Source organism: Sulfuritalea hydrogenivorans sk43H (assembly GCF_000828635.1).
Lineage (GTDB): Bacteria > Pseudomonadota > Gammaproteobacteria > Burkholderiales > Rhodocyclaceae > Sulfuritalea > Sulfuritalea hydrogenivorans.
In genome coordinates this window covers 518,805-537,983 of the sequence record NZ_AP012547.1, presented here as the reverse complement: position 1 = coordinate 537,983, position 19,179 = coordinate 518,805, and the positions used below count along the sequence as shown (strand labels likewise).

Below are 19,179 nucleotides of genomic sequence, written 5' to 3'. Positions count from 1 at the left end.
TTCTCCAGGGAGCTATGGATGCATCAAATATAGCATCAAATGATGCCGATCATGATGCACCATCCAGCGACCTTCCGATGACCAGCCGCTGGATGTCCGAGGCGCCTTCGTAGATCTGGCAGACGCGCACGTCGCGATAGATGCGTTCGACCGGAAAGTCGCTGACATAGCCGTAGCCGCCGTGGATCTGGATGGCGTCGGAGCAAACCTTCTCCGCCATCTCGGACGCAAACAGCTTGGCCATCGAGGCTTCCTTCAGACAGGGCCGGCCGGCGTCGCGCAGGGCGGCGGCGTGATGCACCATCTGCCGCGCGACTTCGATCTGCGTCGCCATGTCGGCGAGGCGAAAGTTGACGGCCTGATGCTCGAAGATCGGCTTGCCGAAACTCTGGCGCTCATGCGAGTAATGCAGTGCCGCCTCGAACGCGGCGCGGGCCATGCCCACCGCCTGCGCGGAAATGCCGATGCGGCCGCCCTCGAGATTGGACAGGGCGATGCGATAACCCTGCCCTTCGGCGCCGAGCAGATTTTCGGCGGGAATGCGGCAGTTCTCGAACAGGATCTGCGCCGTGTCCGACGCGTGCTGGCCGAGCTTTTCCTCGACCCGGGCGACGATGTAGCCCGGCGCATCGGCGGGCACGATGAAGGCCGAGATGCCTTTCTTGCCCGCGCCCGGATCGGTGACGGCGAACACTACCGCCACCTGCGCGTTCTTGCCGGTGGTGATGAACTGCTTGACGCCGTTGAGCACCCAGTGGTCGCCGTCCCTTACTGCGCGGGTGCGGATCGCCGCGGCGTCGGAGCCGACATGCGGTTCGGTCAGGCAGAAGCAGCCCAACCACTCGCCGCTGGCGAGCTTTTTCAGGTACTTCTCTTTCTGGGCGTCGGTGCCGAAGGCATTGATCGGGCCGCAGACCACCGAGTTCTGCACGCTGATGATGGTCGACGTCGCACCGTCGCCGGCGGCAATTTCCTCCAGCGCCAGCGCCAGCGAAACGTAGTCGAGGCCGGCGCCGCCCCATTGCTCGGGCACCACCATGCCGCAGACGCCGAGTTCGCCCAGCGCGCGCAGCTCCTCGCGCGGAAAGTGCGAGGTCCGGTCCCACTCGGCCGCCTTGGGCGCGAGCTGTTCGCGCGCAAAGTCGCGCAGCATGTCGCGGATCTGTTCCTGCTCGGAGGTCAGAATCATTTGTAGTCCTTGTAGCTCTTGCTGCCGGGGATCGGATCGCCGGAATCGCGCATGCGCACGGCCTCCTTGTAACCCTTTTCCTCGGAATAGTGCTTGAACCACTGGCCTTCGGGCGAGTGGCGCGTGATGCCGTCGAACAGCGTGGCGATCATCTGGGTGTTGGCCAGCCCCATGTTGTCGTAGGCCTGGTTGATCATCAGCTTCTGCATCATGAGCTGGTTCTTCGGCACGCCGGCCATGCGATTGGCCAGCTTCAGCACGGCATCTTCCAACTCCGCCTCGGGCACCGCGTCGATCACCAGGCCCCATTCCTTCGCGGTCCTGCCGTCGATGGTGTCGCCGGTCAAGAGCATGCGCTTGGCCTTCTCGGCGCCGAGGCGATAGACCCACATCGCCGTGGTCGGGCAGCCCCAGACGCGGGCCGGCATGTAGCCGATCTTCGCGTCCTCGGCCATCACGACGAGGTCGCAGCACAGCGCAATGTCGCTGCCGCCGGCCACGGCGAAGCCCTGCACTTTGCAAATGGTCGGCTTGTGGCTGCGCCAGAGGCTGAAGAAGTCGTCGGTGAAGCCCTTCATGGCGCGGTAGTCGACCATCGGGTCCCAGGGCATGGATTGCGTGCAGGGCGTATCGACGTCGGCTTCGGCGAAATCCTTGAGGTCGTAGCCGGAACAGAAGGCACGGCCGGCGCCCTGCAGGATGATGACGTGGACCTCGTCGTCGGCATTGGCGCGCTCCACCGCCAACCGAATTTCGCGCGGCATCGCCGGCACGATGGCATTGAGCCGCTCGGGGCGGTTGAGCGTGATGCGCGCGATGCGCCCCTCGGTGCTGTAGGTGAGGGTCTGATACTCCATGGTGGTCTAAACGAGCTCGATGCCGACCGCCGTCGCTTCGCCGCCGCCGATGCAAAGGCTGGCGACGCCGCGCTTCTTGCCGTATTTCCTCAGCGCGCCGATCAGGGTGACGATGACGCGCGCGCCGGAAGCTCCGATCGGGTGGCCCAGCGCGCAGGCGCCGCCATGCACGTTGACCTTCTCGTGCGGCAGCTTGAGGTCGTGCATCGCCGCCATGGTGACGACGGCGAAGGCTTCATTGATTTCCCAGAGATCGACGCTGTCCGCGCTCCAGCCGTTCTTCGCCAGCAGCTTCTTCATGGCGCCGACCGGCGCCGTGGTGAACAAGCCGGGCTCCTGGGCGAAAGTGCTGTGGCCGACGATAGTGGCGATGGGCTTGAGACCAAGCCTGGCGGCGGTCGAGGCGCGCATCATCACCAGCGCGGCGGCGCCGTCGGAGATCGACGAGGAGTTGGCGGCGGTCACCGTGCCATCCTTGCGGAAGGCCGGCTTCAGCGTCGGGATCTTTTCAAGTTGCGCCTTGAAGGGCTGCTCGTCCTTGTCGATGACGACGTCACCCTTGCGGCCGGAAACGGTAACCGGGGCGATTTCCCAGGTGAAGGAACCGTCGGTATTGGCCTGCTTGGCCCGGGTGGTCGAGGCGACGGCAAAAGCGTCCTGCGCTTCGCGGGTGAACTTGTAACTGCCGGCACAATCCTCGGCGAAGGTGCCCATCAGGCGGCCCTTGTCATAGGCGTCTTCGAGGCCGTCGAGGAACATGTGGTCCTTGACCTCGCCGTGGCCCAACCGGTAACCGCCGCGCGCCTTGGGCAAGAGGTAAGGCGCGTTGCTCATCGACTCCATGCCGCCGGCGACCATCACGTCCACGCTGCCGGCCAGCAGCATGTCGTGGGCGTACATCGCGGCGCGCATGCCCGAGCCGCACATCTTGTTCACCGTGGTGCAGCCGGCCGCCAGCGGCAGTCCGGCCCCGAGCGAAGCCTGGCGCGCCGGGGCCTGGCCCTGGCCGGCGGGCAGGACGCAGCCCATGATGACTTCATCCACCTGCGCGGGCGCCAGGCCGGCGCGCTCGACGGCGGCCTTGATCGCGGCGCTGCCCAGCTGGGCGCAAGTGAGTGAATTGAAATCGCCTTGAAAACCGCCCATCGGAGTACGGGCGGCAGAGATGATGACGATGGGGTCGGACATGAGGAGCTCCAATCTGAGAAGAAAGAGGTTTCGGTGAAGGCTAACGCGAGCGCAGCGAGGGTTAAGCCGCGCAGCGGCGGCCGTATCCAAAACCACCCATGGGGGTGCGGGCGGCGGCAACGATGACGATGGAATCGGACATTGGGTTTCCTTTCAAATCAAGGTGGAGAGTGCGGTGGCGTAGCGCCCGGCGATTTCGTCGGGGGTGCTGACGGTGAGGCCGAGATCGCGCATCAGGCCGTCCTTGAGGCCGTAGATCCAGCCGTGGATGGTCAGTTCCTGGCCGCGCTGCCAGGCGTCCTGGACCACGATGGTGCGCGAGAGGTTGATCACCTGCTCCAGCACGTTGAGCTCGCACAGGCGGTCGTGGCGTTTTTCCTCGGGCAGTTCGTCGACGCGCGCCATGTGCTTGACATGCACATCCTGCACGTGGCGCAGCCAGAGGTCGGCCAGACCGACGCGATGGTGATGCAGCGCCGCGTGCACACCACCGCAGCCGTAGTGTCCGACCACCATGATGTGCCTGACCTTGAGCACGTCGATGGCGAACTGGATCACCGAAAGGCAGTTGAGGTCGGTGTGCACCACCACGTTGGCGACGTTGCGATGGACGAACACTTCGCCCGGCAGCAGGCCGACGATCTGGTTGGCCGGCACGCGCGAATCGGAACAACCGATCCAGAGATATTCGGGTGCCTGCAGGTGGGAAAGTCGCTCGAAATAGTCGGGATCGACCTCGCGCATCTGCCGGGCCCATGCGCGGTTGAAGTCGAAGAGGTGGTGCAGGGTCTGGTTGTTGAGCTGCTCCTCGGACCAGTTTTCCAGGTCGAGCGCAAGAAACTGCGTGCCTTCGAGCGAGGTCTGGTAATAGGCCGGCGCTTCGCGGAAACCCAGTTCGCGATACAGCTTCACCGCGATGCGCATCGCCGGCAGGGTGTCGAGCATGATGGTGCGATAGCCGATCTGGCGCGCGGCGCGAATCGCTGCCAGGGCCAGGTCGCGACCGACGCCGAGGCCGCGGTATGCCGGTTCGACGTACAGGCGCTTCAGTTCGCAAACGCCTTCGGCCAGCATCCGGATGCCGACGCAGCCGGCACCGCGTTTCTCACCACCTGCGTCGACTTCGGCATAGAACAATCGCCCCTCGGGCGCGGCGTAGCGCCCCGGCAGGCTGGCCATTTCCTCGTCGAAATTCTGGAAGCACAGGTCGACGCCGAGCCAGCCCGCGTAATTTCGGAAAAACTGGCGCACCTGCTCCAGTTCGGCAACATGCCCGGCGCCGAGCACGCGAATCGCCGTGCCGCCAGCGCCGACTTTCATCACGTCATTCATGGCGTCGTCCAGGGCAGTTCGTAGGCGACCACCAGCTCGCGCGCCTTGTCCGCCGTCGCCTTGGGCAGGTGACAGCTCTTGCGCGCCTGGGTATCGAGGTGCACGCCGGTGAGCAGCGTGATGGCGGACACCGCGTCCGTGTCGGCGTTGCGCATTTCATGGAAGAAGACGATCTTCTTGTCGCCGACGCTGACCACGCCGGTCCGTACCGCCACGGTGTCGCCGGCATGCAGTTCGCGCTGGTAGCTGATGCGCTGGTCCACCGCCGCCATGCCGCGATGATGCTCGCGCAGGAAGGCCGCGCTCATGCCCAGATGCGACATCAGGTTCCAGGTCGCCTCGTCGAACTTGCCCACGTACCACATCACGTTCATGTGGTTCATGTGGTCGCAGTGCCACGGATAGACCGTGCCGCGATAGGTATCAAGCAGGCTAGACATTGAAGATCAAACAGGTCGTGGTGGCGTGGGCGTAGAGCTTGCCATCGGCATCGACCAGCTTGCCTTCCGCCGTGCCGATCTGCTTGCCGGCGTGGATCACCCGGCCCTCGGCGCGCACCGGGCCGACGCGATCGGTCAGGGCGCGGATGTAATTCACCTTCAGTTCGATCGTGGTGTACCCCTGCCCCGCTTCGAGCGTGGTCTGGATCGCGCAGGCGACGCAGGAATCGAGCAGCGTGGCGTGGTAGCCGCCATGCACCGAGCCGATCGGGTTGTAGTGGCGATGCTGCGGCGTGCCCTGGAAAATCACGTGGCCCTTTTCGGCCTGGACCAGATAGAAGCCAAGCGTGTCGCTGATCGGCGGCCGCGGCAGTTCGCCGGCGATCATTTTCTGGAAGAGTTCGAGGCCGGAGCACTCGCGCAGATTCTCCAGCGTCAGCATGCCCTGGCCCTTGGATCGGGCCAGTACGTCGGCTTCGAGCTTCAGCCATTCTTCGCGTTTTTGCTGGCTCATCACATGGTCTCGTTGTAGAGCTCGCGGCCGATCAGCATGCGGCGGATTTCGCTGGTGCCCGCGCCGATCTCGTAGAGCTTCGCGTCGCGCCACAGGCGGCCGGCGGGGTATTCGTTGGTGTAGCCGACGCCGCCCAAGGCCTGGATCGCCTCGCCGGCCATCCAGGTGGCCTTTTCCGCCGAATACAAAATCGCGCCGGCAGCGTCCTTGCGCAGGGTGCGCGCATGGTCGCCGCGGTCGCAGGCCTTGCCCAGCGCATAGACGTAGGCGCGCGTGGCCTGCCAGGTCGAGTACATGTCGGCCAGCTTGCCCTGCATCAACTGGAACTCGCCGATGCTCTGGCCGAACTGCTTGCGCTCGTGGATGAATGGCAGCACCACGTCCATGCAGGCGGCCATGATGCCCAGCGGCCCGCCGGAGAGCACGGCGCGCTCGTAGTCGAGGCCCGACATCAGCACCCGCGTGCCGTTGCCCTCGCCGCCCATGACGTTCTCCGCCGGCACTTCGCAGTCGTCGAAGAACAGCGGATAGGTGTTGGAGCCGCGCATGCCGAGCTTGTCCAGATGCTGGCCCTTGCTGAAGCCCGCAAAACCCTTCTCGACGATGAAGGCGGTCATGCCCCTGGCGCCGGCGTCGGGGCTGGTCTTGGCATAGACCACCAGGGTATCGGCGTCGCCGCCGTTGGTGATCCACATCTTCGAGCCGTTCAGCACGTAGCGGTCGCCTTTCAGGTCGGCGCGCAGCTTCATCGACACCACGTCCGAGCCGGCACCCGGTTCGGACATCGCCAAGGCGCCGACATGCTCGCCGGAGATCAGTTTTGGCAGGTATTTCGCCTTCTGCGCCTCGTTGCCGTTGCGGCGGATCTGATTCACGCAGAGGTTGGAATGGGCGCCGTAGGACAGGCCGACCGAGGCCGAGGCGCGGGAGATTTCCTCCATCGCGACGATATGGGCCAGGTAGCCCATTTTGGTGCCGCCGTATTCCTCGTCGGCGGTCATGCCGAGCAGGCCCATGTCGCCGAACTTCTTCCACAAGTCGGCGGGAAAGAGGTTGTCGCGGTCGATTTCGGCGGCGCGCGGCAGGATTTCCTTCTGCGCGAATTGCCAGACGGCGTCGCGCAGCATGTCGACGTCTTCGCCGAGGTCAAAGTTGATGCCTAACATTCAGTTCTCCTTGCCGTGCATGGTCATTAGTGTCTGTTGCATGGTCGCGCAGTGGGTGGCCTTGCCGTTCTTGATCGCATACACCTCGCCGCGGGTGATGACGAGGTTGCGCCCGGATTTCAGCACCTGGCCCTCGGCGACCAGGTACTCGCCGTCGGCGGGCGCCAGCAGGTTGAGCTTGAATTCGACGGTCAGCACGTCGGCACCCTTCGGCATCACGGTAAGCCCCGCGTAGCCGCCGGCGCTATCGACGATGGTGCTGGTGATGCCGGCGTGGAAAAAGCCGTTCTGCTGGGTCAGGTCATCGCGGAAGGGCAGGCGGATTTCGCAATGGCCGGGGCTCAGCGCCCCCATTTCGGCGCCGATCAGGTTCATTACCTTCTGCCGGACAAAGCTGCCGCGCACCGTGGCTTCCCAGTCGGGATTGCGCGGTTCGAAGCTGCTGCGGGCGGGACGTGCGGTGTGGGGCATCTCTCCTCCAGCGGATAAGGCGCATCGTAGTTGACGTTGACGTCAACGTCAACTAGCGAGGCTGTTTTTTGGGGCGGGAACGCGAGGCGGACTTTCCCTCGTCGGACTTCAGCATTTCACGGCATTGCCGCTCGAAACGGGCGATTTCCTTGAGCACGGCCTGAATGTCGTCGCGCTGCTGCTCCAGCGCGGCCCGGCGCTGGGCCAGCGCGCCGAGGAAGGACAACAGCTGCGAGGATTCGTCCTCCGCCGTGTCGTACATGTCGATCAGGTCCTTGATCTCGGCCAGCGAAAGTCCCAGCCGCTTGCCACGCAGGGCCAGCTTGAGCCGGGTCTGGTCGCGCTTGCTGTAGATGCGGTTGCCACCCTCGCGCGCCGGTGACACCAGACCGTGGGATTCCCAATAACGGATGGCACGGGTGGTGACGCCGAATTCGCGCGCCAGTTCGGTGATGGTTTGGGTTTCGTTCATGATGGCGGGCCGGCATGCGGCGAATGCTGCACCGCACATAAGCCCCCGAAAATTGGATAAGATGTCAAATTGACGATTTCATCCCGCAAGGGGATACCGTCCCCGCCTCGCGGCGGAGACATATCCCACCGGGGGATACCGTCCCCGCCGCGAGGCGGGGACATAAGTTAAGCAGATTTCCCCGACCGATGCAAAGAGACCCCGCTTGAACGCGCCCATCGCCTACCCGCACGAAACCTCGCCCGCCCCCGGCACGGCGGTGCCCGTGGCCCCAGGCATCGAATGGCTGTGCATGCCGCTGCCCTTCGCGCTGAACCACATCAACCTGTGGCTGCTGGCGGACGGCGATGGCTTTGCGGCGGTGGATACCGGCTTCGCGCTGGACCCGATCAAGGCCGCCTGGAAGTCGGTGTTGGCGGGACGGCGCCTGACGCGCAGCGTCGTCACCCACTGCCACCCAGACCATCTCGGCCTCGCTGCCTGGCTCGAAGAGGAAACCGGCGCCGGGCTGTGGATCGCCCAGGGCGAGTATCAGGCGGCGCACATGATCGTCGAGCAGATCGCCAACTATTCGATCGGCGCCATGGTCGAATTCTTTCGCCAGCACGGCCTCGACGAAGCGCGCATCGACGGCCTGGTCCAGCGTGGCAATGGCTACAAGAAGGGTGTCCCGGCGATTCCGGCGACCTACCGGCGCCTGTTCGACGGCCAGGTGCTGAAGATCGGCGAGCACGACTGGCGCACCATCGTCGGCCACGGCCACGCCCCCGAGCACATGAGCCTGTATTGCGCCGAACTGGGCGTGCTGATTTCCGGCGACATGCTGCTGCCGCGCATCTCGACCAACATTTCGGTGATGGCCAGCAACCCGCACGGCGACCCGCTCGGCTTGTTCCTCGCCTCCATCAACGATTTCTGCGCGCTGCCCGAAGACACCCTGGTATTGCCCTCCCACGGCCGCCCCTTCCGCGGCCTGCACACCCGCGTCGCCGAACTTCACGCCCACCATGCCGAACGCTGCGAAGTGCTGCTGGCCGCCTGCGCCGGCCGGCCGAAGAGCGCCGCCGAGCTGATCAGCGTGCTGTTCAACCGCGAGATCCCCGACCCGCACCAGACCATGTTCGCCATGGGCGAAGCCATCGCCCATCTGAATTACCTTGAACACGCAGGAAAAATGCAGCGCATCGAGGAAAACGGCCTGATCCGTTACACCAGTTAAACCAAGGAGCCACCATGTCCGCGCACGAAAAGAACGCCTTGCCCGATCCCAAGGAAATCGCCAAGACCTACGCCGAGGTCGCCCAGCGCGCTTCGAACCTGATCACGGAGCACATGAAGCGCCAGATGAAGAAGGGCATCTCCACGCCGTCCGACGATCTGGGCATCGCCCAGGCCTTCATGGACATGATGGCGAAGATGCTGGCCAATCCCTACAAGCTGGCACAGGCGCAGATGAACCTGGTGTGGGACTACTTTTCGCTGTGGCAGCACTCGACGATGCGCATGATGGGCATGGAAGGCGCGCCGGTGGCGCAGCCGAAAAAAGGCGACAAACGCTTCGCCGACCAGCAATGGGAAGAACATTTCCTGTTCGACTTCATCAAGCAGTCCTACCTGATCACCGCGCGCCACGTGCATGACAATGTCTGCTGCATCGAAGGCCTCGACGAAATTTCGCAGAAGAAGGTGAACTTCTTCACCCGCCAGTTCATCGACGCGCTGGCCCCCTCCAACTTCGCCGCGACCAACCCGGAAGTGCTGCGCGAGACGGTCAAGAGCCACGGCCAGAACCTGCTCAAGGGCTTCAACAACCTGCTGCGCGACATCGAGGAAGGCGACGGCCAGTTGCGCGTCAAGATGACCGACCCGTCGGCCTTCGAGATGGGCAAGAACGTCGCCTCGACGCCGGGCAAGGTGATTTTCCAGAACGAGATGATCCAGCTGATCCAGTTCAATCCGACGACGAAAGAGCAGTACAAGCGGCCGCTCCTGATCATCCCGCCCTGGATCAACAAGTACTACATCCTCGACCTGCGCGACAGCAATTCCTACATCAAGTGGGCCACCGACCAGGGCCACAGCGTGTTCGTCATTTCCTGGGTGAACCCGGACGCCAAGCTGGCGAAGAAGGGTTTCGACGATTACATGACCGAAGGCGCGCTGACCGCGATCGACGTGGTCTGCCAGCAGACCGGCGAGAAGGAAGTGAACATGATCGGCTACTGCCTCGGCGGTACGCTGCTCGGTTCGACCATGGGCTACATGGCCGCCAAGAAGGACAAGCGCATCGCATCGGCGACCTTCTTCGTCGCCCTGCTCGACTTCTCGATCCCCGGCGAGCTCGGTGTCTTCATCGACGAAGGCCAGGTCGCCAGCCTCGAAAAGAAGATGGAGGAACGCGGCTACCTCGAAGGCTCGGAGATGGGCACCACCTTCAACATGCTGCGCTCCAACGACCTGATCTGGACCTTCGTGGTCAACAACTACCTGATGGGCAAGGAACCCTTCCCCTTCGACCTGCTCTACTGGAACTCCGATTCCACGCGCATGCCCTACAAGATGCACAGCTACTACCTGCGCAACATGTACCTCAACAACAAGCTGCGCGAACCGGGCGGCATCACGCTGCTCGACACGCCGATCGACCTGTCCAAGGTCAAGACGCCGTCCTACTTCATCTCGACCATCGAAGACCACATCGCGCCGTGGCGCAGCGTGTATCTGGGCTCGACCGCGCTCGGTGGCCCGGTGCGCTTCGCCCTGGGCGGCTCGGGCCACATCGCCGGCATCGTCAATCCGCCGTCGGCCAACAAGTACGGTTTCTGGACCAACGACGCCCGCCCCGCCACGCCGGACGAATGGTTCGAAGGCGCCAAGCAGCACGAAGGCTCGTGGTGGACCGACTGGCAGAAGTGGATTACCAAACTGAACGACGAGAAGGTGCCGGCGCGCGATCCGGCCAAGGGCAAGTTCAAGCCGCTGGAAGACGCCCCCGGCTCCTTCGTCAAGTTCCGCCTCGACACGCAGAAAAAGAAGAAGTGACCGACGTTCCTCCGGAACGCGAAGCGGGCGCCGGGTCGCAAGACCCGGCGCCCGCTTTTTTGCAACTCGCGCCGCGACGTGTCGTACTCGACACCAATGTCCTGGTTTCGCTTTACGTGTTTGCCGACAGCCGCTTCGGGCCGCTGCGGGCAAGGATCGAAAGCGGCGAATGGCAGGCGATTACCAATGACGCCTGCCTCGGCGAGTTCCGCCGTGTGCTGGCCTACGCGATGTTCGCCCTGACAGAAGGACAACAGCGCGACGCGCTGGCCGCCTATGGCGCCCATGTCACGAATTTCGCTGACCCGCCGCAGAACACCAGCGCCGCACTGCCGCGCTGCAGCGACCGCGACGACCAGAAGTTTCTCGAACTGGCCCGCGACAGCGCCGCCGACTGGCTGGTCACGGCCGACAAGGCCTTGCTGCGCCTGGCGCGCCGCGACAGGCTGCGCGGCCTGTTTCGCATCCTCACGCCGGAGACCGCGCTGGCAGAAATTTAGCGCCGCGCCGAAGGCCGCCGAATAAAGCGCGGGTCCCGCCCGCGGTGCGGGGCGTTACGACATGCCGCCCTGGTCTTCGCCCTGCAGGGCAAGGTTTTCGAGTTCCTGCAGCACCAGGCTGCTGGCATGTTCCATGGTCTCGATGTTGCGCACGGCAGCTTGATGCTCGCCGGCCAGATACTGGCCAACGGCCTCGCGACCGGCGGCATGCACTTCCTTGTGCGGCGCCTCGATCTTGCCGTAGGCGGCCAGCCTGGAAAAGCATTCGCGGCCATCGCCCTCGTAGTACCACTTGCCGAGCCGGCAGGCGGTATGGCTGGCGAATTCAGCGGCCGTCTTCTCCGACAGGCCCATCATCACCTTGTAGATCTCCAGCTTGTAGATCAGGTGATCGATCTTCGCCACCTCGACGAAGGTACGCAGTGCGGTGCCCCTGATCGCGGAGCGGGTGCTGCCCGAGGTTTCTATCAGCGCCTGCATGGTGCCGGTTGCATTCACCGCATCGGACTCGAAAGCCGCCGACTGTTCCGGCGATATATCGATCGCCGACTTGGCGCTGGCCGCCTCGTCCTGGATGTTGCGGACCAGTTTCGATATGTCCGCCGTCGCCCCGGTGGTGCGCTCGGCGAGCTTGCGCACCTCGTCGGCAACCACGGCAAAGCCGCGGCCCTGCTCTCCGGCGCGAGCCGCCTCGATCGCCGCATTCAGCGCCAGCAGATTGGTCTGGTCGGCAATTTCCTTGATCAGGCTGACGATCCCGCCGATCTTCGCCGCCTCGTCGTTCAGCTGCGTGACGATCGCGCCCACCTCCCCTGTATTCCCGGTCATGGTGCGAACATTGGCGCAAACCGTATTGACCGCGGCGAGATTCTCGGAGGCCTGGGCTGACGCACTGTCGGCCGTGGCGGCTTCCGCCTTCATTTCGTTGGCCAGATGGGCCAGCGACTGTTGCGAATTGCCCGCGGTCTGGGCAAACAGCAACAGATTGCCGAACAGGCCGGCATCGAATTCGACGCGGGCTTTTGCCTGAGCCAGTTCCTGCTGCAGGCCGGCCTTCTCTTCCTGCATGCGGGTCCGCTCACTGGCGAAAGCCGCTTCCTGTTCATTCAGGCGGCGCTGCAGTTCTGCTATTTCCTGTTTGAGTTTTGCCGTGCCGAACATGATCCATCCCTCCCCGAAAATCCCGCATGCCCGCCAAGGACCGACGCTCCCCGTGAAATACTATACCTATTCCGGAAGTTATATGGCGCGGCGCACGCCCTGCCGACGCCCGGCCCTGGGACGCATCCCGCCGGGAGGACGCCTGCCCGCGAAGCGGTGTCCCATGCGTGCAAAGCACCGTCCCCGTCCTTCGGGGCGGGGGCATGCCGCGCAAGGAGGTACCGTCTGGCTCTCCGAGCCAGGCATAAAAAAACGGGCGCCGTGAAGGCGCCCGAATGAAGCCGCAATGGAGGGAGGCCATTGCGGTCGCCCCCTTCGTTGCGAAGGGGGCGGAGGGTAGATCAGTTGTGGTAGGCCGACTCGCCGTGCGAGGTGATGTCGAGACCTTCGCGCTCTTCGTCTTCCGCCACGCGCAGGCCGACGACGATATCCACGATCTTGTAGCAAACGAAAGCCACGGTGCCCGACCAGACCAGGGTCACGCCGACAGCGGTAGCCTGGATCACGACCTGGCCCATGATGTCGTAGTTGTCCGCCACCTTGTTCGCCACGTAGTCGTAGATGCCGGTGCCGCCGAGGCTGGGCGCCGCGAAGACACCCGTCAGCAACGCACCGAGGATGCCGCCGACGCCATGCACGCCGAACACGTCGAGCGAGTCATCCGCGCCGAGCAGCTTCTTCAGGCCATTGACGCCCCACAGGCAGATCACGCCGGCCGCCAGGCCGATGGCGAGCGCGCCGATCACGCCGACGAAGCCGGCCGCCGGAGTGATCGCCACCAGGCCGGAAACCGCGCCGGAGGCTGCACCGAGCATCGAGGGCTTGCCCTTGACCATCCATTCCGCCACCATCCAGGAGGTCGCCGCCATCGCGGTGGCCAGCCAGGTATTGACGAAGGCCAGTGCCGCGGTGCCGTTGGCTTCGAGCGCGGAGCCGGCGTTGAAGCCGAACCAGCCGAACCACAGCAGCGAGGCGCCGATCATGGTCATGGTCAGCGAATGCGGCGCCATCGAATCCTTGCCGTAGCCAACGCGCTTGCCCAGCAGGTAGGCGCCGATCAGGCCGGCGATGGCGGCATTGATATGCACCACCGTGCCGCCGGCGAAGTCGAGCGCACCCTTCTGGAACAGGTAGCCCGCCGTGGCACCGGCCTTTTCCGCCGCTTCCGCGGAAGTGTAGGCATCCGGTCCCGTCCAGTACCAGACCATGTGCGTCATCGGCAGGTAGGAAAGGCTGAACCACAGCACCATGAACAGCAGCACCGCCGAGAACTTGATGCGCTCGGCGAAGGCGCCGACGATCAGGCCGCAGGTGATGGCCGCGAAAGCGCCCTGGAAGGCCACGTAGATGAACTCGGAAACCACCACGCCCTTGCTGAAGGTGGCGGCGACCGAATCCGGCGTGATGCCTTTCAGGAACAGCTTGTCGAGGCTGCCGAAGAAGGCGTTTCCTTCCGTGAAGGCGACGCTGTAGCCATATACGGCCCACAGCACGCTGATCACCGAGAAGATCACGAACACCTGCATCAGCACCGACAGCATGTTCTTGCTGCGCACCAGGCCGCCGTAGAACAAGGCGAGGCCGGGGATGCTCATCAGGATGACAAAGGCCGTGGCGACCAGCAGCCAGGCGTTGTCGCCCTTGTTGGGCACCGGTGCCGGCGTCGCCGCGGGTGCCGCGCTTGCAGCCGGCGCGGCCGCTGCGGCCTCGGGAGCCGCGGCGGTGGCCGCGGCGGGCTTGTCGTCGGCCCAGGCGCTCGATGCGCCGCCGGCGATGCCGACGGTCAGCGCCGTCAGCAGTATGGCCAGATATTTTCTCATGTCAGATCTCCCGAATTCTCAGAGGGCTTCCTCACCGGTTTCGCCGGTGCGGATGCGGATGACTTGTTCGACGTCGAAAACGAAAATCTTGCCGTCGCCGATCTTGCCGGTGCTGGCGGATTTTTCGATGGCTTCGATGACCTGGTCCAGCAGGTCATCGCGAATCGCGGCTTCGACCTTGACCTTGGGCAGAAAATCGACGACGTATTCGGCGCCGCGATAGAGCTCGGTATGACCCTTCTGCCGGCCGAATCCCTTGACCTCGGTGACGGTGATCCCCTGCACGCCCACGGCGGCGAGAGCCTCGCGTACCTCGTCAAGCTTGAACGGCTTGATGATGGCGGTGACGAGTTTCATGACTTGTTCCTTTATGAATTGGAGGTTGGGCAATTTTTCCCGCCGGTGCCGGCCGGGTCGCCAGCGGGAAGTTCATGCATGAATCAGAACGTCTTCTTGAACGAGAGCACGAGCTGGCCCTTGGAGACGTCGCGGAAGCCGGTGGTCGAACCGGTGCCGGCGACGAAGTTTCCGGCGGCCCAGCAGTAGGGGTTGGTGTTGCCACCCGCCTGCGAACAGGTACCCGAGGTGTTGGTATCGGAATACGTCAGGCCGACCACGCCGAAGCCGACGTCCTTGGTGACGCCGATGTTCCAGTCGGAATAATTGGCGGACAGAACGCCGCCGGCGGTCGTCACCGAATTCTTGACCTTCTGCGTTCCGTAGTGCGCGCCCACGCCCCAGCCGTTGCCGATGTCATAGGCGGCGTTGAGTTCGAGGTAGTTCGAACCGCCGGTCTTCTTGTCGGGCACCGTGCCGCCCAGCCAGCCGATGAAGTGGCTGGATACCGCGTGCGAGTACTTGAGGGTCAGCCACTTGTAACCGAGCGCGCCATAGACCTCGGTCGTGTTCGGGTTGGCGTTCACGTTGGTGATCGCCGCGCCCTTGCCGGGATAGGTGTAGGCAATCGCGCCGACGTCATAAGTCCAGTCGCCGCCGGCGAAGCTGTTCTTGTAGCCGCCGTAGAAGTCGATCTCGGTGCTGCCCTTGCCGTAGGCATCCTTGACCCAGGTGATGGTGGACGCCCAAACCCCGGCGTAGAGGCCGCTGGCATGCGCGTAATCGACACCGCCCTGGAGGGCCGCGGCGCCATGCGTCTGGCTGACGCCACGGAACAGGTAATCGGAAACCACACCGACGTTGGGTGTAAAGCTGTGCGTCGGCGTCGGGTCGGCGGCGAGCGCCAGCGAAGGGGCGGCCAAAGCCGTTGTCACGGCGGCAGCGATCAGTGTCTTGTGCATGTTGAGGCTCCTTGAAAAGAGATTGAAGAAATACAGGCCCTCTTATGCAGAGACCATGCCACCTCAATTACAAATTAATAATCAACAGGATAGAAAACACATCCGGCGGCAGGCCGGCGGCCGCGCACCAAGCCGGACGCGATCCACGAGCCTTCTGCACCGCGCTGGTGCAATGCCGGGGAGCGGCGGCGGGGCAAGCCGGCGCTGTGCTAGACTTTCTTCGTCCCGCAGGAAATCCTTCCAACATGCTCAATCCAAAATTGCTCGATGAAATGTCCGCCCGCGTCTCCTCCCTGCTGGCGGCCACGCCGGCCGGCGATGTCGAGAAAAACCTGCGCGCGGTGCTGGCCGGCGTGTTTGCCAAACTGGATCTGGTAACCCGCGAAGAATTCGACGTGCAACGCGAAGTGCTTGCCCGCACCCGCGAGAAGCTCGCCGCGCTCGAAGCGCGCGTCGGCGAACTGGAAGCCCGCAGCCAGACAAGCGCGAGTTCCGGCGCGAAGTAAAGCCCCCGATGTCGCTCGCCGTTCTCCGCTCGCGGGCGCTGGCGGGCCTCGCGGCCCCCGAAGTCACGGTCGAAGTCCATCTCGCCGCCGGCCTCCCTTCATTCACCCTGGTCGGCCTGCCCGACACCGAAGTCAAGGAAGCTCGCGACCGGGTGCGCGCCGCGATCCAGAACTGCGGCTTCGAATTTCCGCAGCGGCGCATCACGGTCAATCTCGCGCCGGCCGACCTGCCCAAGGAATCGGGACGCTTCGACCTGCCGATCGCGCTGGGCATCCTGGTCGCCTCGGGCCAGATCAAGGCGCCCGAACTGGATGCCCACGAATTCGCCGGCGAACTCGCGCTCTCGGGCGAGTTGCGCGCGGTGCGCGGCACGCTGGCCATGTGCGCCGCGATCCGCCACGAGGCCGGACCGCGGTACGACACTGAGCACGCCACTGAGCACAACGCCGCGCGCGCCTTCGTCCTGCCGCTGGCAAGCGCGCCGGAAGCGGCGCTGATCGCCGGCATGAGCATCCTGCCGGCGCAGAACCTGCTGCAAGTCTGCGCCCACCTCGCCGGCCGCGAAATGCTGACGCCATTCGCCGTGGCGCCAGCGCCGACTCTTGCCCGCTATCCCGACCTGGCCGAAGTCAAAGGCCAGGCGCAGGCCAAGCGCGCGCTGGAAGTGGCCGCCGCCGGCGGCCATTCGCTGCTGATGAGCGGCCCGCCGGGCGCCGGCAAGTCGATGCTGGCGCAGCGCCTGCCCGGTCTCTTGCCGCCGATGACCCCGGCCGAGGCGCTGGAGTCCGCCGCCGTGCATTCGCTGGCCGGCAGCTTCAAACTCGCGCAGTGGAACCAGCGCCCCTTTCGCGCCCCGCATCATTCGGCCTCAAGCGCCGCGCTGGTCGGCGGTGGCTGAGACTTCCACGTAAAGATCGGAACCAACAAGTAAAAATGAGACTGCTTGCTAGAATGCCGGCATGCCAGCAGTTACCGACGCACCGCACGAAACATTCCCAGAAGACGGCAGTTTGTACCGCATATTCTGGGGGGGTGAGTTGTTGGTGCAAAAACCCGGGCATTTGACAGAGCGGGTTCGTATCTGGTTGAAGGAGGTCGATGAGCACGGCAGATATCTGCTGAGCAGCCCAATCGTCCAAGTCACCGAATCCGTAGGTGCCATCCCAAGATTGCCATTCGGCTCATTTTGGCGGAACGGCCGCAAGGCCCGCCCAAAGCTTTCCAATCCAACACGTATTGAGTCACTAAGCATCATCGCTCCTGCCCAGTGGCAGGTCGTCCGGGCGGGAGATAGCATCCCAGTCGCCCCGAACTATGGTAGTGCGCCACATACATGGATCAATCGGTCGGATTTACGTCTGATTTTCGACACCGCGACCGGACGAAAGGTAAGAGGTCTCGATGCGAGGGTGGTTTCGATGCGAACGATTTCCGGGCAGGAAGTCATCATTCCGTCGTATGAAATATTTCGTGCGTTCTTCGCAGGGACTACAGATTTGGCGCACGCACTCATCAATAGCACCTGGGGTGCGGCGGAGAAATCATTCATTGTCGAAAGCAATCAGCGCAACGATGCAGATGGCGCTCACTGGCACATAGATCTTGCTGCCGGTGTTCCACATTCTGCCCTCCCATATCTAAGCTGGATGCATTTCGACGTGGCGGCAAGGAAAGCGGCCGATCGAATCTATGCCGCATCGGTGAATCAAGCAGGAACTGCCTGGCTATCAGCCATGCCGCCAATAGTAGGAGAGGCATTCCGAATTCGAGCGCACGTTGTTCCATTGAGGTCGCGCAATGCGCTGCTTGTGACTCAGGTATGCGGCATCGATTTTCCGGTAAAAATCGCTTCTCTCTCTTACAGCATTTCCCGACGGGAAATCCCTAGTGGAGCACCCATCGAAGGGGGAATCAAACCGCCAATCATCGAGGCTGCAAAAAGCCGGCCATCGAAGATCTCGACGCCAACAGATAGAAATCCGACGCGCAGGTACTTTCAGTTACCGTCCATGTCGGTCAAGTTCTCTGGGTTGCCAATTCCTAAGCGTTCTGCGCGCGAAGATAGGTATGTGCCGATTTCCGTCAATAGAGTATCAACCGAACCTCCAATGCCGCAGCGGGTGAGCGTAGGTGTTCCTGGAACACGCCCAGCGCCATCGGCCGCGCAATTCACTCCGGAAGAAGAACGGAATATCGAGGATCGGTTTCAGGCGATCATGGATCTCGTCGAGGAATTGATCGGGGAAGGCAGGATCGATGACGTAAGGGAGTACCCGCTCGTCCGGCCAATTCCTGCAGATGCGCCAAATTACTGCGAGTTCCCATTTTCGGACGATACCAAACCTTGGCCGTGGTCTATGGTGCGCGAACCGCTACGCCGCCCAAGGCTTGCGCTGGTTCTCGAACTCGCCGTCCGCGAACGACTCATTTACTGGATTGAGACGGAAACTGTAAAGGATGAAGGCTATCACTCACTCGCCATCGAGATGGTCAACGGTGGGTCGCTGGACGAGGGCACGCTGGAGACGTTGCTAGACGTATGCGCTGATGCCAAGGGGGTCTGGCCAGATCCAATGTCTTTCGGCACTGGAACGATATTGTCGGCACGTGCGCGGCATACAAAGGTGAATGACAAGCTGACTTGGAATGTCATGCTTTTAGCGTTTGCACGGCTGGAGCGCGAACGGGCGACACTTAGCGAAGGGAAAGCCTTGGGCAACCACTCGGAATTTCTGACCGACTCACCAGGCCAGTAGCAGCTATGTATCGGCGTCTCTAAGTTGCAAGGTGCGAGCACGAAGGATGGCCAATGTTCTTTCGGCAGCTGTTGTCATAGCGTCCTCCAATCGTTTCGTGAATGCCTCGACGCCAACGAATTCAATAGCGCCACCAAGGATTGTTCTTCCCGGTGCTGATGGTATTTGCGGTGGGCAGCGAGCATCTCATCGACCGCCAGGGGAAGCATCGCTCCGCGGTTCACGAAAACCTCTCTACGATTTCTTCAACGACAAAGGGCGACGCCAGTCCAAGCGCAGAATCACAGTACAAAACCTTGCGCAACAGTTCCGGTGTAAAGCCCATCGCTAATTGCGAATTGATCGCCGGTCGATATCGATAGTCGCGAAGTAGATAACGAAATACATCGCTAAACGCGAATGCTCGCCATTTTGGGTATCATCGCCCAGTGGCGAAAAACATCTACGGGATAGAGGAATTCGGGGG

The 19,179-nt window shown here is 63.3% G+C and carries 18 protein-coding genes and 1 pseudogene; 6 read left to right on the top strand and 13 right to left on the bottom strand.

Features of this window, described 5'->3' with window-relative positions; translation table 11 throughout:
• Window positions 1-49: 49 nt before the first annotated feature.
• The 9 genes from SUTH_RS02660 to SUTH_RS02620 form a co-directional block, all read right to left on the bottom strand.
• Window positions 50-1,189, bottom strand: coding sequence for an acyl-CoA dehydrogenase (locus tag SUTH_RS02660; RefSeq protein ID WP_041096890.1), 1,140 nt, complete (start codon window positions 1,187-1,189; stop codon window positions 50-52).
• Window positions 1,186-2,046, bottom strand: a complete 861-nt coding sequence (locus SUTH_RS02655; RefSeq protein ID WP_041096888.1) for a crotonase/enoyl-CoA hydratase family protein — start codon at window positions 2,044-2,046, stop codon at window positions 1,186-1,188. The genes SUTH_RS02660 and SUTH_RS02655 overlap by 4 nt, the downstream gene beginning before the upstream one ends.
• Window positions 2,047-2,052: 6 nt before the next feature.
• Window positions 2,053-3,234, bottom strand: a complete 1,182-nt coding sequence (locus SUTH_RS02650; RefSeq protein WP_041096886.1) for an acetyl-CoA C-acetyltransferase — start codon at window positions 3,232-3,234, stop codon at window positions 2,053-2,055.
• Between the two features lie 153 nt (window positions 3,235-3,387).
• Entirely contained in the window at window positions 3,388-4,566 is a 1,179-nt protein-coding gene (can, locus tag SUTH_RS02645) for a carbonate dehydratase (RefSeq protein ID WP_197539638.1), read from the bottom strand.
• Entirely contained in the window at window positions 4,563-5,006 is a 444-nt protein-coding gene (locus SUTH_RS02640) for an acyl-CoA thioesterase (RefSeq protein WP_041096882.1), read from the bottom strand. The genes can and SUTH_RS02640 overlap by 4 nt, the downstream gene beginning before the upstream one ends.
• A complete protein-coding gene (locus SUTH_RS02635; protein WP_041096880.1) occupies window positions 4,999-5,520 on the bottom strand; it encodes a PaaI family thioesterase in 522 nt (173 codons plus the stop codon). The genes SUTH_RS02640 and SUTH_RS02635 overlap by 8 nt, the downstream gene beginning before the upstream one ends.
• Window positions 5,520-6,686 carry an isovaleryl-CoA dehydrogenase gene (locus tag SUTH_RS02630; protein ID WP_041096878.1) on the bottom strand — a complete coding sequence of 389 codons (1,167 nt, stop codon included), beginning with the start codon at window positions 6,684-6,686 and terminating at the stop codon, window positions 5,520-5,522. Before SUTH_RS02630 ends, SUTH_RS02635 begins: the two co-directional genes overlap by 1 nt.
• Window positions 6,687-7,157 carry a PaaI family thioesterase gene (locus SUTH_RS02625; protein ID WP_041096876.1) on the bottom strand — a complete coding sequence of 157 codons (471 nt, stop codon included), beginning with the start codon at window positions 7,155-7,157 and terminating at the stop codon, window positions 6,687-6,689.
• A gap of 52 nt (window positions 7,158-7,209) precedes the next feature.
• The gene (locus SUTH_RS02620; protein ID WP_041101496.1) at window positions 7,210-7,629 is read right to left on the bottom strand and encodes a MerR family transcriptional regulator; all 420 of its coding nucleotides are present in this window, start codon (window positions 7,627-7,629) and stop codon (window positions 7,210-7,212) included.
• A gap of 205 nt (window positions 7,630-7,834) precedes the next feature.
• Between SUTH_RS02620 and SUTH_RS02615 the strand changes: the two genes are divergently transcribed.
• From SUTH_RS02615 to SUTH_RS02605, 3 genes are read left to right on the top strand one after another with little or no spacing between them, the layout of a single operon-like run.
• Window positions 7,835-8,848 carry an MBL fold metallo-hydrolase gene (locus tag SUTH_RS02615; protein WP_052473129.1) on the top strand — a complete coding sequence of 338 codons (1,014 nt, stop codon included), beginning with the start codon at window positions 7,835-7,837 and terminating at the stop codon, window positions 8,846-8,848.
• Between the two features lie 14 nt (window positions 8,849-8,862).
• Window positions 8,863-10,671 (top strand): PHA/PHB synthase family protein, encoded by a 1,809-nt coding sequence (locus SUTH_RS02610; protein WP_041096874.1) that lies wholly within the window; start codon window positions 8,863-8,865, stop codon window positions 10,669-10,671.
• Window positions 10,668-11,171, top strand: coding sequence for a putative toxin-antitoxin system toxin component, PIN family (locus SUTH_RS02605; RefSeq protein ID WP_197539637.1), 504 nt, complete (start codon window positions 10,668-10,670; stop codon window positions 11,169-11,171). The genes SUTH_RS02610 and SUTH_RS02605 overlap by 4 nt, the downstream gene beginning before the upstream one ends.
• A 54-nt stretch (window positions 11,172-11,225) precedes the next feature.
• On the opposite strand, the gene SUTH_RS20170 is transcribed toward SUTH_RS02605, so the two are convergent.
• The 4 genes from SUTH_RS20170 to SUTH_RS02585 form a co-directional block, all read right to left on the bottom strand.
• Window positions 11,226-12,332, bottom strand: coding sequence for a methyl-accepting chemotaxis protein (locus tag SUTH_RS20170; protein ID WP_041096872.1), 1,107 nt, complete (start codon window positions 12,330-12,332; stop codon window positions 11,226-11,228).
• A 341-nt stretch (window positions 12,333-12,673) separates the two neighbouring features.
• Window positions 12,674-14,152, bottom strand: coding sequence for an ammonium transporter (gene amt, locus SUTH_RS02595; protein WP_041096870.1), 1,479 nt, complete (start codon window positions 14,150-14,152; stop codon window positions 12,674-12,676).
• Window positions 14,153-14,170: 18 nt separating this feature from the next.
• Window positions 14,171-14,509 carry a P-II family nitrogen regulator gene (gene glnK, locus SUTH_RS02590; RefSeq protein WP_041096868.1) on the bottom strand — a complete coding sequence of 113 codons (339 nt, stop codon included), beginning with the start codon at window positions 14,507-14,509 and terminating at the stop codon, window positions 14,171-14,173.
• 83 nt (window positions 14,510-14,592) lie between these two features.
• Complete coding sequence (locus SUTH_RS02585; RefSeq protein WP_041096866.1) at window positions 14,593-15,450, bottom strand: TorF family putative porin; 858 nt, start codon at window positions 15,448-15,450, stop codon at window positions 14,593-14,595.
• A 245-nt stretch (window positions 15,451-15,695) separates the two neighbouring features.
• On the opposite strand from SUTH_RS02585, the gene SUTH_RS02580 reads away from it, so the two are divergent.
• The 3 genes and pseudogenes from SUTH_RS02580 (at window position 15,696) to SUTH_RS19270 (ending at window position 18,713) form a co-directional block, all read left to right on the top strand.
• On the top strand, window positions 15,696-15,956 hold the full coding sequence (locus tag SUTH_RS02580) for an accessory factor UbiK family protein (protein WP_041096864.1): 261 nt from the start codon (window positions 15,696-15,698) through the stop codon (window positions 15,954-15,956).
• An 8-nt stretch (window positions 15,957-15,964) separates the two neighbouring features.
• Window positions 15,965-16,852: pseudogene (locus SUTH_RS02575) on the top strand (YifB family Mg chelatase-like AAA ATPase); the annotation flags it as partial.
• 64 nt (window positions 16,853-16,916) lie between these two features.
• Window positions 16,917-18,713: a hypothetical protein gene (locus tag SUTH_RS19270; protein WP_148312832.1), complete on the top strand. Its 1,797-nt coding sequence runs from the start codon at window positions 16,917-16,919 to the stop codon at window positions 18,711-18,713.
• The last annotated feature ends 466 nt before the right edge of the window (window positions 18,714-19,179 follow it).